General features: G+C 32.5%; 13 protein-coding genes and 2 tRNA genes. 5 read left to right on the plus strand and 10 right to left on the minus strand.

Annotation, left to right across the window (positions count from 1 at the left end; all coding sequences use genetic code 11):
• The first annotated feature begins 94 nt into the window (after positions 1-94).
• Positions 95-736, plus strand: a complete 642-nt coding sequence (locus tag P5P87_RS12225; RefSeq protein ID WP_278022711.1) for an O-methyltransferase — start codon at positions 95-97, stop codon at positions 734-736.
• 286 nt (positions 737-1,022) lie between these two features.
• Here the strand turns inward: P5P87_RS12225 and P5P87_RS12230 are convergent, their stop codons facing one another.
• From P5P87_RS12230 to P5P87_RS12260, 7 genes are all read right to left on the minus strand, one after another.
• Positions 1,023-1,586 (minus strand): phosphatase PAP2 family protein, encoded by a 564-nt coding sequence (locus P5P87_RS12230; RefSeq protein ID WP_278022712.1) that lies wholly within the window; start codon positions 1,584-1,586, stop codon positions 1,023-1,025.
• Entirely contained in the window at positions 1,586-1,933 is a 348-nt protein-coding gene (locus P5P87_RS12235; RefSeq protein ID WP_198854370.1) for a Sec-independent protein translocase subunit TatA/TatB, read from the minus strand. The genes P5P87_RS12230 and P5P87_RS12235 overlap by 1 nt, the downstream gene beginning before the upstream one ends.
• Before the next feature lie 153 nt (positions 1,934-2,086).
• Positions 2,087-4,330, minus strand: a complete 2,244-nt coding sequence (locus P5P87_RS12240) for a M1 family metallopeptidase (RefSeq protein WP_198854371.1) — start codon at positions 4,328-4,330, stop codon at positions 2,087-2,089.
• A gap of 66 nt (positions 4,331-4,396) precedes the next feature.
• Positions 4,397-4,858 carry a DUF6702 family protein gene (locus tag P5P87_RS12245; protein WP_278022713.1) on the minus strand — a complete coding sequence of 154 codons (462 nt, stop codon included), beginning with the start codon at positions 4,856-4,858 and terminating at the stop codon, positions 4,397-4,399.
• Positions 4,859-4,898: 40 nt separating this feature from the next.
• A complete protein-coding gene (gene bamP / locus P5P87_RS12250; RefSeq protein WP_278022714.1) occupies positions 4,899-5,654 on the minus strand; it encodes a BamP family beta-barrel-assembly machinery protein in 756 nt (251 codons plus the stop codon).
• On the minus strand, positions 5,644-6,288 hold the full coding sequence (locus tag P5P87_RS12255; protein ID WP_340696680.1) for a carboxypeptidase-like regulatory domain-containing protein: 645 nt from the start codon (positions 6,286-6,288) through the stop codon (positions 5,644-5,646). Before P5P87_RS12255 ends, bamP begins: the two co-directional genes overlap by 11 nt.
• A gap of 70 nt (positions 6,289-6,358) precedes the next feature.
• On the minus strand, positions 6,359-7,144 hold the full coding sequence (locus P5P87_RS12260; protein ID WP_278022716.1) for a carboxypeptidase-like regulatory domain-containing protein: 786 nt from the start codon (positions 7,142-7,144) through the stop codon (positions 6,359-6,361).
• Between the two features lie 163 nt (positions 7,145-7,307).
• Between P5P87_RS12260 and pepE the strand changes: the two genes are divergently transcribed.
• The gene (pepE, locus tag P5P87_RS12265) at positions 7,308-8,015 is read left to right on the plus strand and encodes a dipeptidase PepE (protein ID WP_278022717.1); all 708 of its coding nucleotides are present in this window, start codon (positions 7,308-7,310) and stop codon (positions 8,013-8,015) included.
• 134 nt (positions 8,016-8,149) lie between these two features.
• On the opposite strand, the gene P5P87_RS12270 is transcribed toward pepE, so the two are convergent.
• Both P5P87_RS12270 and P5P87_RS12275 read right to left on the minus strand, forming a co-directional pair.
• Positions 8,150-8,222: transfer RNA gene (locus P5P87_RS12270), tRNA-Gly, on the minus strand.
• A gap of 94 nt (positions 8,223-8,316) precedes the next feature.
• Positions 8,317-8,389 (minus strand) — tRNA-Gly (locus P5P87_RS12275).
• A gap of 134 nt (positions 8,390-8,523) precedes the next feature.
• Between P5P87_RS12275 and P5P87_RS12280 the strand changes: the two genes are divergently transcribed.
• Together P5P87_RS12280 and P5P87_RS12285 are read left to right on the plus strand one after the other, a co-directional pair.
• A complete protein-coding gene (locus P5P87_RS12280; protein ID WP_278022718.1) occupies positions 8,524-8,961 on the plus strand; it encodes a GNAT family N-acetyltransferase in 438 nt (145 codons plus the stop codon).
• Between the two features lies 1 nt (position 8,962).
• Positions 8,963-10,546: a L,D-transpeptidase family protein gene (locus P5P87_RS12285; protein ID WP_278022719.1), complete on the plus strand. Its 1,584-nt coding sequence runs from the start codon at positions 8,963-8,965 to the stop codon at positions 10,544-10,546.
• On the opposite strand, the gene P5P87_RS12290 is transcribed toward P5P87_RS12285, so the two are convergent.
• On the minus strand, positions 10,535-11,260 hold the full coding sequence (locus P5P87_RS12290; RefSeq protein ID WP_198854379.1) for a murein L,D-transpeptidase catalytic domain family protein: 726 nt from the start codon (positions 11,258-11,260) through the stop codon (positions 10,535-10,537). The genes P5P87_RS12285 and P5P87_RS12290 overlap by 12 nt on opposite strands.
• 303 nt (positions 11,261-11,563) lie before the next feature.
• Between P5P87_RS12290 and P5P87_RS12295 the strand changes: the two genes are divergently transcribed.
• Positions 11,564-13,993 carry a DUF5916 domain-containing protein gene (locus P5P87_RS12295; RefSeq protein WP_278022720.1) on the plus strand — a complete coding sequence of 810 codons (2,430 nt, stop codon included), beginning with the start codon at positions 11,564-11,566 and terminating at the stop codon, positions 13,991-13,993.
• Positions 13,994-14,120 lie beyond the last annotated feature (127 nt).

Genomic DNA, 14,120 nt, shown 5'->3' on the forward strand with positions numbered 1-14,120 from the left:
AACAGAAACCATTCGCAAAACGAATGGTTTTTTTATGCCCGATCGCAAGCAGATATTTTTGTATTTTTGTCTTCAAATTACAAGATACTACAACATGCATTTTATATCTCAAGAACTAGAAGATTATATCGAACAGCATTCTGAAAAAGAACCAGAATTACTGGCAAAACTAAATAAAGAAACCTATCAAAAAATACTTTTGCCAAGAATGCTGAGCGGTCATTTTCAAGGCCGTGTTTTAAGCATGCTTTCTAAATTGATTCGTCCTGTAAATATTCTCGAAATTGGTACTTATACCGGTTATGCGGCTTTATGCTTATGCGAAGGAATGCAAGAAAATGGTAAATTACATACAATTGATATCAAAGAAGAATTGATTGATTTTCAACGAAAATATTTTGATATGTCTCCTTGGGGAAAACAAATTTTTCAACATTTAGGTGAAGCCGTAAATATTATTCCAGATTTAGACTTAAAATTTGATTTGGTTTTTATAGATGCTGACAAAGAAAACTACTTGAACTATTGGGAAATGATTGTTCCAAAAATGAATAAAGGCGGAATCATTTTATCGGATAATGTTTTGTGGAGCGGAAAAATTCTGGAGCCAGTTCATCCAAACGATGTTAGCACAAAAGTACTTTTAGAATACAATCAACTTTTGAAAGATGATCCGAGAGTAGAGACGGTTTTATTACCAATTCGCGATGGATTGACGGTTTCGAGGGTATTGTAAGTTTTTGCTTCTAAGATAATGAGGAGCTAAGGTTCTAAGTTCTTTTTAAAGATGCTAAGTTTCTAAGATTCTAAGCTTTTAAACTAAAAATATACTATTGGGTTGCCTCCCAGCTTTAGCTGGAGGAACATAATCTAAAATAAAGGGCTTTAGCCAAATTAAGTAATCTTAATTTGGCTAAAGCCTTTCATTTGTCCATAAAAAAACCTCCAGCTAAAGCTGGAGGCAATTAATATATAAACCTTAGTATCTTAGTATCTCAGAATCTTAGCACCTTAAAAAAAATCTATCCTGGAAAATACTGCGGCTTTAACTTTCTATAAACTAAATAAAGTAAAAATCCGAAGAGTGCTCCAAAGAAATACCCAGTAAGAATATCACCTGGATAATGCAATCCTAAATAAATTCGACTGTAAGCAAAGATTAAAGGCCACAGAAATAAGAATCCTAAATATTTAAAGTAACGTTTTAAAATCAAAAATAAGAAAGTCGCAACCGCCATCGTGTTAGCTGCATGCCCTGAGAAAAAGCTATATGATTGCCTAACTTGAACAACACGAATAATAGTATTTACTTCAGGATCATTACATGGTCGCAAACGCTGGAAAGTATGTTTAAATAAATTACAAGTCTGATCTGTAAAAGCAATCAGAATAGCAATAAAAAACAATAAATACAGGGTTTGTTTTCCTCCTATTTTTTTATAAATAAGATAGAATAGAAATAAGAAAAATGGCGTCCAATACAACTGATTGGTTATAATAAGCCATAATTTATCGAATGTTTCAGAGCCTAATCCATTAAGAAAGATTAAAAGTTCTTTATCTAATTCCTGTATTTTTTCAAGCATTACATTTGGCGTTTAATAGGTCCAGAAAGGTTATCAATATCTTCTTTTACTTTTTCTATTTCAGTTGCAGTATCTCCTAAAAGGTTTCCTGTATCTCCAAGTAAATTAGATTTTGCATTATTAATTTCTGCATTGATATTTCCTGTAAGATCATTCAAAGATTTCGCATCAAGACCATTTGCCTCTGCCCCTTTCTGAATTTCACTTTTAATATCATTAGTTGCATTTTTTAATTGAGCCATTGCTTTCCCCATTGTACGCGCAATTTCTGGCACTTTATCAGAACCAAAAAGCATTAGCACTATAAACAGTATGAAAACTAATTCTCCTCCTCCTATACCAAACATAACTTTTATTTTTGTTGTCGCAAAGATATTAAACTTTTCAGGTTAGTGTTTTAAAATTAACTTAAAAAGTCCTTTAAAATGCATTTCCTAAAAAGAAAAAAGTTCATCAAGCTTTTAAACCTGATGAACTTTTCATTCTAATCCTTATTCTATTTAGTCAAATTTCGACTTTGTTTCTACTTTTGGCCAAGAGTTATTGGTTACATCAATATCTGCTGTTAGCAATTGTGGGTCAATTTGAATACTCTTAATTGCTTTTGTAGTAGCATAAACCTTCTTAGCTGTATCATTACTTTTTCTCCAGATTTGCGCTGGGTATTTGTAATTATCTTTAGAACCATCTTCATAAGTAATCTCAACTAAAATAGGCATAATCATTCCGCCTGGTTTATTAAATTCTACTTCGTAGAAATACTTTGGAGATTTAATAGAAGCTTTTTCTTCAGCTGTAAAAGTCTGATCTACGTAATCTGCCAAAGGCTTGAAATCTTCTATTTTTAAAGCTTTTTTCTTAGAGCTATTTACTTCTGCATTATCTCCGGCAACCAAGTAAACAAATGGCCCTTTTTCGAATCCAAAACGTCCTTTTCTCACTTTTACATCTTTAATATCTGTCGTCGGAGTATCAGAAACATAATATTGTTTTACATCTTTAATTCCAATATCTACAAAATCTGTAGAATAGAACCATCCTCTCCAGAACCAATCTAAATCTACTGCAGAAGCATCTTCCATTGTTCTAAAGAAATCTTCTGGAGTTGGGTGCTTAAATTTCCATCTGTTTGCATACGTTTTGAATGCATGATCGAATAATTCTCTTCCCATAACTACTTCTCTTAAAATATTAAGACCTGTAGCTGGTTTTCCGTAAGCATTATTTCCAAATTGGTGAATTGTTTCAGAGTTTGACATAATTGGCTCCAAAAACTTTTGATCACCACTCATGTAAGGAACAATATTTTTAGCTGGTCCTCTTCTTGAAGGGAAAGTTGGATCTAATTCCTGTTCTGCTAAATACTCTAAAAATGAGTTCAAACCTTCATCCATCCAAGTCCATTGACGCTCATCTGAATTTACGATCATTGGGAAAAAATTATGCCCTACTTCGTGAATAACAACACCAATCATTCCATTTTTCACCTCTTTGCTAGTCACTCCATTTTCGTCCGGACGACCAAAATTCCAGCAAATCATCGGATATTCCATTCCTTGATCTTCTGCAGAAACAGAAACTGCTTTTGGATAAGGATAATCAAAAGTATGTGCAGAATAGCTTTTTAAAGTATGTGCAACAGTCATTGTTGAAGTTTCTCCCCAAAGCGGATTTGCTTCTTTTGGATAAACAGACTCTGCCATTACCACTTTATTATTCAATTTTACAGCCATTGCATCGTAAATGAATTTTCTAGAAGAAGCAATTCCGAAATCACGAACATTTTTAGCACTGAATTTCCAAGTTTTTTTCTTGTCAGAGAAACCTTTTTCAGCCGCCTCTGCTTCTGCCTGTGTTACAATAACAACAGGTTTGTCAAATGATTTTTGTGCTTGCTCGTATCTTTTTACTTGTTCAGCTGTAAATACTTCGCTTCTGTTCATCAATTCTCCAGTTGCATCGATTACGTGATCTGCAGGCACTGTAATATTTACATCAAAGTTTCCAAAAGGAAGCGCAAACTCTCCACTTCCCCAGAATTGCATGTTCTGCCATCCTTCAACATCATTGTAAACCGCCATTCTTGGATAGAATTGTGCAATTACATATAATTTATTACCGTCTTTCTCGAATAGTTCATATCCTGAACGACCGCCTTCTTTTCTATAATTGTTGATATTGTACCACCATTTGATTGAGAAAGAAATTTTCTCTCCAGGTTTTAAAGGCGAAGTCAAATTAATACGCATCATCGTTTCATTGATCGTATAAGACATCGGATTTCCTTTAACATCTTTAACTTGCTCGATATTAAAACCGCGCTCTAAATCTTTTTTCAAATATTTAGAAGAAAAGCCATCAAGCGCAAGAACCTGACTGATTTTATCGCTTTCCGCCAATGTGCTTTGTGTATTTGCTCTTGCTTGATTTTGATCTAATTGCACCCACAAATATTCCAGACTATCTGGCGAATTATTAGTGTAGGTAATTGTTTCAGACCCGCTTAATTTTGAATTTTTATCATCTAATTCAACATCAATTTTGTAATCTGCTTGCTGTTGGTAATAAGCTGGCCCTGGAGCTCCAGAAGCCGTACGAAACATGTTTGGAGTTGCCAACAAATCGTACATTTGGCTAAACTTGTTGGTATCGTACTTACCTTCTTGTTTAGCAGGTGTGGTTGTTGCTTTCTCCTGCGCCACTAACATTGCAGGAAAAAGTAATAATAATGAAAGTTTTTTCATAAAAATTTAATGGTAATTTCTTTAGGCTGTGAAAATAGTAATTAAAACATTAATTTTACCAATACATTAATATTTTAACAATTCTTTCCTTGAAGATTCTGTAAAAAGAACACTTCTTTTGGTATCAAATGCTGAAATATGTGTAATGTTTTGCTGTTCTGAATTCCAATCTACCAAAATCGTATTTGAAATTTCAAGTGTTTTAAACTTATCTATATCCTTAATTCTAGAATAACACACCAAAACATCGTCAGCTTCAACTTCTTTAGATAAAAAAGTTATCACTTTTGATTGCCCGTTTACTTTAATTAAAAAGTGTTCTGATAAATATTTTTTTAATAATTCAACATCTGCTGGAGTCTCTTTACTTGTACCAACAAACGTCTTTTTGTGATACTTTTTTTCCATTGCATTATTCAAATCATCAATAAAAATGCGGGAAGTAATTTGTAGCATCTTCTTTTCTGCCGCATAATTTACTTGAAAAACACCTACATAAAATTTATGAAAAGCAAATGCAGAAGACAATATAAACAAAAGCCCCAGCAAAGGGAAAATTAACTTTTTTTCATTTTTGAGTAGCCTCAGCTTTCTTAAAATCTTTATTCTTATTAATCATAAAGTCCATTAATTGAAACTTCTGATCTGGATCTACTAATTGTTTAGAACGAGGATCGTTTGAGCAGTACATTAAGAAAAGTTCAATTTCATCATCTTTCAAATTAAGCGTCTTAATATAAAAGTCTTTTTTAAAATTGTCTTTAGCATATTCTACAAAAGCAATATCTGTAACTTCTTCGTCTTTTACTTCGTCTTTTTTACTCAAAAGTTTTTTGACATCTTTAAAAATTCGAACAAAATCAGTTCCATATTTTATAGTCTGATCCGACATCATTGCATTATTTTTCGCTGTAGACTGGTTATCGTCCTCAAACTGCATATCTACATACTTCTGCGAACCACCTTGTAACGCTTTTACTTTTAATTCTTTATGAACAACAACTTCTTTAAGCTGATTGTTAACCAAATCTAATTTTACTTTCAAAAGAATCTCAGCACAATCTTTTTCAGTTAAAACTATTTTTTTTGATTGAAATGTGAGGCCAGAGAATAGTAAAGTATCTTTTGGTTGCGCAACAATATCAAACAAACCGCCAGCACCAATAAATGTCCTAACATTTGCATTGATATTCATTACATAACCACTTTCTATGGCTAAAAAATCATTTATAACCTGACCGTGTAATGGTTTCCTAAAACCGTTTTGTCCTAATACAAATTGACAAAATAAGCAGACAACGAGTACTCCTAATTTATTTTTCATTTTCGAGAATTGTTAGATATTTTCTTGCTAGATCTGTGATTAAAAACATACTCATTGTTTTGTTTTTAGTATTCAAAGATACAGCAAATTCAGTATCATCGACACAAAATAATTGAAATCCTTTAATATCATCTACCGGAATTTTCAATCGATCTGTGTAATAATTCTCATCAAAAAGATACTCTAACTTTCTAAAAAGCATTTCTTTTTTCTCTACATTGACCTCTTTTTTTAGCATTGCAGTTCGTCCCGAAATCTTGTTCAAAAGCTTATCAATCGAAGTTGAAGTGGCGGTATAAACTTTTCGCTCAGCAGGTGTATATTTTTTTTGCCCGTAGGGAATAATCCCTAAATTTTCAGCCGTTATGTTAGCATTTTCATTAACTACTACTTCTTTTAATTCAACTTCTTTAGCAGTCATTTTTACAACTAAAGAACTAACAGTCAAATCTTCTGCAGATATTCGACGTTTAACAGGCTCTAAATTTACAGCGGAAAAAACCAAAACATCTCCTTCGCGCACTGCAATCGAGAAATTACCATCAAAATCTGAAATCGTAGCTGCTTGTGTCGCGTTATTTATAATATTTACCCCTTCAACCGGAGTCGACTGCTCCTGTACCTTTCCTACCAAAAGTTTAGCACCATTATTTTGCCCAAAACCAATCTGAACAAAAACAAAAAAAACAATAATCGATATAAACCTACTTCCCCTCACCAGCAATCATTTCTTTATACTTTACAGCCAATTCTCCTAAAAGAAACTCTGTAGAAGTTTTATTTTTAGAATTCAAAATAACAGTAAATTTATCATTCTCAATAGCATAATATTCGAAACCTTTCACATAGTCTGCTGGAATTTTTAATCGATCAATAAAATGGTCCAGACTAAACATATTTTCCAAAAGTTTCATGAAAAATTCCTTTTTCTCAACTGCAACTTCTTTTTTAAGCATAGCAGTTCTTCCTGAGAAAAAATTCAGCAAAGGATCTGCAGAAATAGAACCTCCAGCCATAAGAGAACCTTCAGCCGTTGAATCGCTATTTGCTGTCGGATTTAATGCCGTTGCGGTCTGCAATTTGCGCTCTGCTGCAGTATATTTCTTTTGCCCCATAGGAATTATCCCTAAACTTTCAGCATTAATATTGTCATATCGTCTCACAACAACTTCTTGCAATTGATACATTACCATACTAAGGCTAACCGTAAAATTAAGGTTTGAAAAATCCTCTTGTTTCAGCAAAACTCGTTTTTCTTTAAAGCTTATCGAAGAAAAAACCAGAACATCATTTTCTTTTGCTGAAATAGAAAAAGATCCAGATGAATTTGTCATTACTGTTTCTTCTGTTTGTGCATTAATTACATAAATACCCTCTAAATCGGAGGTATTCGAAACTACTTTACCATTAAAAACAGAACGATCCTGACTTTGAGACCAACAAGCTTGGCTCGCCACGACAATTAAAAAACAAGTAATTTTTTGAAACAAAATAAAATAAATTAGAAATATTCTTAAAACGGTAAAAATATCTCAAGTCCTTCCAAATTTAATATTAAGAACTTGGTAAAAATATGTTAATTAAACCATTAAAAACTTAAACAAAAACAGAGTTTTTAATATCTTTAACAAACAAAATTTGAGTTTAAAAACCATGAAAAGCATTATTATTGCAAGCACTTCTACCTTGCACGGAGGCAACTACTTAGAATATATTTTGCCTACGCTAAAAACACATTTTAAAAACTGCAAAACAATCTTATTTATTCCGTATGCGCGTCCTAGTGGAATTTCGCATGACGAATACACAAAAAAAGCGACTGAAGCTTTTGCAACAATCAACATTGATGTTAAAGGAATTCACGAATTTGAAAATCCGCAAGACGCGGTCAAAAATGCAGAAGGAATTTTTACAGGCGGAGGCAACACTTTTTTACTAGTTACTCAACTTTACAAAAACAATATTATGCAGTTACTCTCTGAAACTGTAAAAAACGGAACTCCTTATCTTGGATCTAGTGCAGGAAGCAATATTTGCGGTTTGTCGATGCAAACCACAAACGACATGCCTATTATTTATCCGCCAAGCTTTCAAACTCTAGGATTAATTCCATTCAACTTAAATCCGCATTATTTAGATGCCGATTTACAATCTAAATACATGGGGGAAACTCGCGAAACCAGAATTAAAGAGTTTCATGCATTCAATTCTATTCCAGTTTTAGGATTAAGAGAAGGAAGCTGGTTAGAAGTTAAAGGCGAAAAAATCACTTTAAAAGGAGATTTGTCCGCTCGTTTATTCAGACAAAACGAAATTCCGACAGAGTTAGAAACAGAAAGCGACTTAAGCAATCTGAAATAATTTTAAAACCATATAAGTCATATAAGTTCATTTAAAAGCTAAATTCAAAAACTTACTTCAACTTAAATCACTTATATGGTTTTTAAAAAGAATAGAAAACAAAAAGCCCCAAACAATGTTTGAGGCTTTTGAAGAGCGAAAGACGAGGCTCGAACTCGCGACAACCAGCTTGGAAGGCTGGAGCTCTACCAACTGAGCTACTTTCGCATTAATCGGGTGCAAACTTAAAAAATTTAATTTTTAAAACAAAATAAAAATCAAAAAATTTATTTTCACAAAAGTAAAACGTGTTTACTTTTAGAGCGAAAGACGAGGCTCGAACTCGCGACAACCAGCTTGGAAGGCTGGAGCTCTACCAACTGAGCTACTTTCGCATTGGTTGTGCAAATATAGAAAGAAAGTTCAGTTCAAAACAAGCTTTTGAGCAAAAAAAATTAATGAAAAACAACATTTTTTTATAACTGATTTAAAATTAAAAAGTTATAAATGCAATATTTTTAAAAAAATTATGATCACAATTAAAGAAATTCCATCAAAAGAGACTTATGCTGTTCGCCAACCTGTTTTAAGAAAAGGAAAACCTATCGAAAGTTGCATGTTTGAAGGAGATGATTTAGAGACTACTCATCATTTTGGTTTATTTGATGATGAAGATTTAATAGGAATTATTTCGTTATTTGAAAAAATCAACACTATATTTGCCGCACAAAATCAAGCGCAGATTCGCGGAATGGCTGTTTTAGACACTCATCAGAAAAAAGGATTTGGAGAAGCTTTGGTAAAGCATTGCGAAACCTACTGCAATGAAAACAAAGTCGACTTGATTTGGTTTAACGCCAGAACAGCCGCTGTAGGCTTTTATCAAAAAATGAATTACCAGCCCCAAGGTGAAGCATTTGATATTAAAGATGTTGGCGAACATTATTTGATGTTTAAAAAATTATAAAATGAAAAAATTTTACTCTTTAGTAGTAATATGTCTTTTTGTGGGCTGCAAAAAAGAAAGCCCAAAACTTACACCTATTATAAAAAAAACGGTACCAGCAATTATACTTACTGATGAAAGAAAAGTTGAAATTGATACTGCAATAATTGGCACTTATAAAAGCGAAACTTTAAAACAATTTTATATAGGGTCTGAAAATCAGACAATATGGGGAAATCTTAAAAAGAGAACTTTTGTTTTATCACAATTAGAAGAATCAGATAAATTGGGCTTAGAACCAGAGGATTACAAAATATCTCAACTTAAAAAATTCGAGAGTAAAATTGCTTCACTCAGCGATAAAGACTTGGCTTCTTATGATGTTTTGCTGACTTATAATTTTGAAAAATATTTAAATCATTTATATAAGGGAAAGTTAGACCCCAAAAAATTATACACCAACTGGGATTTAGATGAAAAAGAGTTTGATGTAAATTCTGTATTAATTAAAGGATTCAACAAAAACAAACTAGACAGCATTGTTGAGAACATTCAACCTAAAACTCAAATTTACAAAGAGTTACTAAAAGCACTTGAAATCATAAATACTTTTCCAGATGACAATGTAAAAACTATTGAATCTGTCGATAAAATCGTTTTAAACGATACAAATCCTGCTTTAGTTAATATTAAAAAAAGGCTTTTGTATTGGAACGACATGTCTGGAAAAGATAGTCTTACAAAGATTTACGACAAAAAAACATTCGAATCTGTAAAAAGATTTCAAGAAAGGCACGGTTTAGCTTCAGATGGAGTTATTGGAGCTGGAACTATTCGCGCTTTAAACCATTCTAAGGAAGATAGAAAAAAACAGATAATTGCTAATTTGGAGCGTTGGAGATGGTATCCGTCAGAATTAGCTGAAAACTATTTTATTATAAACATTCCTGATTACAGCTTAAATGTTGTTGAAAGTAATGATACAACTTTGGTTAGAAATGTTGTAGTTGGAACTAGCAAAAGAAGAACACCAATTATTACTTCTTACCTAAAAACAGTTGTTTTTAACCCGACTTGGACTGTTCCTCCAACAATTCTAAAAGAAGATGTTGTTCCAGCAATGAAAAGAAATCGCAATTATTTGGCTAATAAAAATATTACGATTTATGATACTTCTGGAAAAGTAGTTTCTCCAATGGCTTGGAATGAAAACAAACCCAACAATTATCGTTATGTACAAAGTCCTGGTTATGATAATTCGTTGGGATTAATGAAAATTTTGTTTCCAAATCATCACAGTGTTTATCTGCACGATACAAATCACCGAGGTATTTTTGGACGCAATAATCGTTCTATGAGTTCGGGATGTGTTCGCGTTGAAAATCCGCTGGAATTGGCTCAACACATATTAGATGTTGACGGAAATTGGCCTCAAGACAGAATTGACACTATTATTGCAAGTAAAACAACCATGAGTTTTAAGATTACCAAAAAGTATGCTTTGTACCAATGGTATTGGACAGCATGGAGCAAAAAAAATCAGCTCATTTTCAGAGCTGATATTTATGATTTAGATTCGGATTTATATGCGAAATTAAGAAATTAACCTCTCTTCCATCTCGAAACTTCTTGATGGATGGTAAATATATAAACACGATTTGTCTTTTATTAACTGAATAATTTCATTTGTCAATTCAACTGGAACTGCAGGACAGCCTTGGCTTCTACCTAATCTTTTATGATCTCTGATGAAAGATTCAGACACATAGTCTGCGCCGTGCATTACAACACCTCTTTCGCGAGCGTTGTCATTTACGCCATTTTCTAAACCATCTAAACGCAAAGAAGCACCATGTTTTCCTTGATAAATTTCGCCAGTCGCATAAAATCCTAAACTGCTTTTAAATGATGAATTAAGATTTGAAAATGCTGAAGCAAATTCTTCTCCAGTATTTCTTCCGTGAGCTACAAGAGAATTAAACAAAATTGTATTACTAGTTAAATCGATCACCCACAAACGCTTAGTGTTTGATGACAAACTAAAATCAATTAGTGTTAAGATATTTTTCTTGATCACTCCTCTTTCTTTCAATAAATAAAATCCTTTTAAAGCTTCTGTGAAAGTTTTAAATTCAGGCATTTTAAAATTGTTTGAATTTAGCGAGTTATAAACGCTCTCGATTTTAGAATCTACTGTAACTTTTTCGACTTTAGCAATCGTCTTTACAGTGGCATTTTTTTTAAGATCGGCTGTGTTTTTTGAATCTTTTCCAAAAGACAATAGCAAAAACACAAATAACGGATAAATTTTGTAAATCATTGAATTTCTTTAGGTTAAACAAAAATTTGGGTATCGCAAAAATATAAAAAAATCACACCTTGCAAAATATAAGCCTGATTTTCAGGCCTTTTTTACTTAAACTTTAACATTATTAACATAAAAAACACTATTTCTGTAAGATTTTATCTTATAGTTAAATTCATAACATTTTAACCCGTTTTCTTAAAAAAATACGAACAAAAATGGAAATCTTGAAATATAAACTGTAACAAATAGAATAAAATTTAGTCTATTGCTTCTATAAAAAATACATTTGCCATTTATTTCGCATCAAAAAATTCAATGAAAAAAATTATTTTCCTCAGTTTTCTATTATGCTCCATGTTGAGTTATGGCCAGAAAAAATCAATTCAGGCGCAAGTAACTTCTCATACTATTTCTATTGATGGAAAACTAGACGAACCTGCTTGGGAAAATGTGCCAATTGCCACAGATTTTATCATGCTGGAACCAGACAATGGTAAAGCTATTCCGTACGAGAAACGTACCGAAGTTAAAGTCATTTATAATAATGATGCAATTTATATTGGCGCAATGATGTATGACAATGAACCATCTAAGATTCTAAAAGAAATCTCGCAGCGTGATAATTTTGGAACAGCAGATCTTTTTGGCGTCTTTATAAATGGTTTTAATGACGGACAGCAGGATTTTATGTTTTATGTTTCTGCAGCCGATGTTCAAGGTGATTGCATTATGACCGATGCAAATGGGGAAGATTATTCTTGGGATGCTGTTTGGATCAGTAAAGCTTCTTTGACAGAAAACGGTTGGATTGTTGAAATGAAAATTCCGTATTCAGCTCTACGCTTTTCTGGAGAAAACAAACAAATTTGGGGAATTAATTTCTTTAGAGAAATCAAACGCGATCGCTATAAATATACTTGGAATTTTGTCGATAGAAAGATTGGTACTTTTACGCAGCAAGCAGGAACTTTAGAAGGAATTGAAAACATAAAACCTCCTACTCGTTTGTTTTTTATGCCTTATGCTTCTTATTATCTGAATGCTTCTGACGGACAAAAAACATACGGAACAATTAAAGGAGGAATGGATATTAAATACGGCATAACAGATGCTTTTACTGTTGATGCTATTTTAATTCCAGATTTTGGACAGACAAAATATGACGATCAGATTTTAAATCTTGGTCCTTTTGAACAGCAGTTTAACGAAAATAGAGCCTTTTTTACAGAAGGGACGGACTTATTTAGCAAAGGGAATATATTTTATTCACGAAGAATTGGAGGCGCACCATCAATTGATCCTTCGCTAAATGAAAATGAAGAAATTACAGAATTGCCCGCTGCTGTAAATTTGGTGAACGCCTTAAAATTATCGGGAAGAACAAAAGACGGACTCGGAATTGGAGTTCTAAATGCTGTGACGGAAAAAACTTTTGCTACTATAAAAAACACAGAAAGTGGCGAAACGAGACAAGTAATCGTTGAACCGCTTACGAATTATAATGTATTGGTCTTGGACCAGCGTTTTAGAAAAAACTCGTCGGTTACTTTTATCAATACCAATGTAACTCGAAATGGCCACGTTAGAGATGCAAATGTCACTGGTTTAGCTTGGGACTTAAACACCAAAGCAAATACCTATAGCTTGTATGGAAATGTTAAATACAGTATGATAAACGATATTCAAGACAAAAACGGGGTTTATTCTACAATTGGTTTGGCCGAAACGAGCGGAAACTACAGATATAGCATAGGCTCAGATTTTGTTACAAAAGATTACGATCCCAATGATTTGGGTATTAATTTCTACACTAATTATTATAATTTTTACGGAAATGCCAATTATAGAATCCTAAATCCAACGAAACGTTTTAATACTTTTAGGATTAATTATAATATGTATACCGAATTCAATAAAGAATCTGGAAAACTACAGGATAATAGCGTCAATGCCAATTTAAACCTTACAACCGTAAAAAACAACTATTACGGAACCGGAATTACTTTTTATCCGTTAGAAACTTACGATTATTATGAACCGCGTGCTGCGAACAGATATGTTGCAATTCCGAGAAGAATAGACACTTGGGGAAGCATTTCTACCAACTACAATCATAAGTTTGCAATAGATTTAAATGGCACTTTTAATGTATTTGACCAATCTGATCGTCTTACATATGGTTTTGATATTGGTCCGAGATATCGTTTCAGCGATAAGCTTTTGCTAAACTACTTCTTTAGTTATATTAGAAAAAACAACAATAAAGGTTATATCGATCAAATTGATAGCGACAATAATGCAACAACTCCAAACGATATTATTTTTGCAAATAGAAATGTTATCACTTATTCTAATACTTTAGGAGGCAAATATGCTGTAAACAGTGCCATGACAATAAATTTAGCTGTCCGTCAATATTGGTCTTATGCCGATAATAAAGACATTCTAATTTTAGATTCAAATGGAGATCTTAATCCTTATCCGCAGTATACCAACAATAAAAATTCAAGTTTTTATTCTTGGAATGCCGATTTATCTTATTCTTGGTGGTTTGCCCCAGGTAGTCAGCTTTCTGCTTTGTACCGAAATAATGCGACTAATTTTGAACGAGTTATTGATAAAGACTACAGACATAATGTTGCAGGATTATTAAATAATGATGCTCTAAAACATATTTTTTCTATTAGTGTAAAATATTTTATTGACTACAACGCCGTCAAAAATAAAGTCAGAAAAAGAGCTTAGGGTGAATTAATTTTAAAAAATAAAGGCTTCTGCGATTAAATTAATATTTTTTATCGAGCTTCATTTTATTAAATATAAATGTAACAATCGTTTCTTACCTATTTTTAGAAATGACTTATCTTTGTAG

Source organism: Flavobacterium ginsengisoli (assembly GCF_029625315.1).
Classification (GTDB): domain Bacteria; phylum Bacteroidota; class Bacteroidia; order Flavobacteriales; family Flavobacteriaceae; genus Flavobacterium; species Flavobacterium ginsengisoli.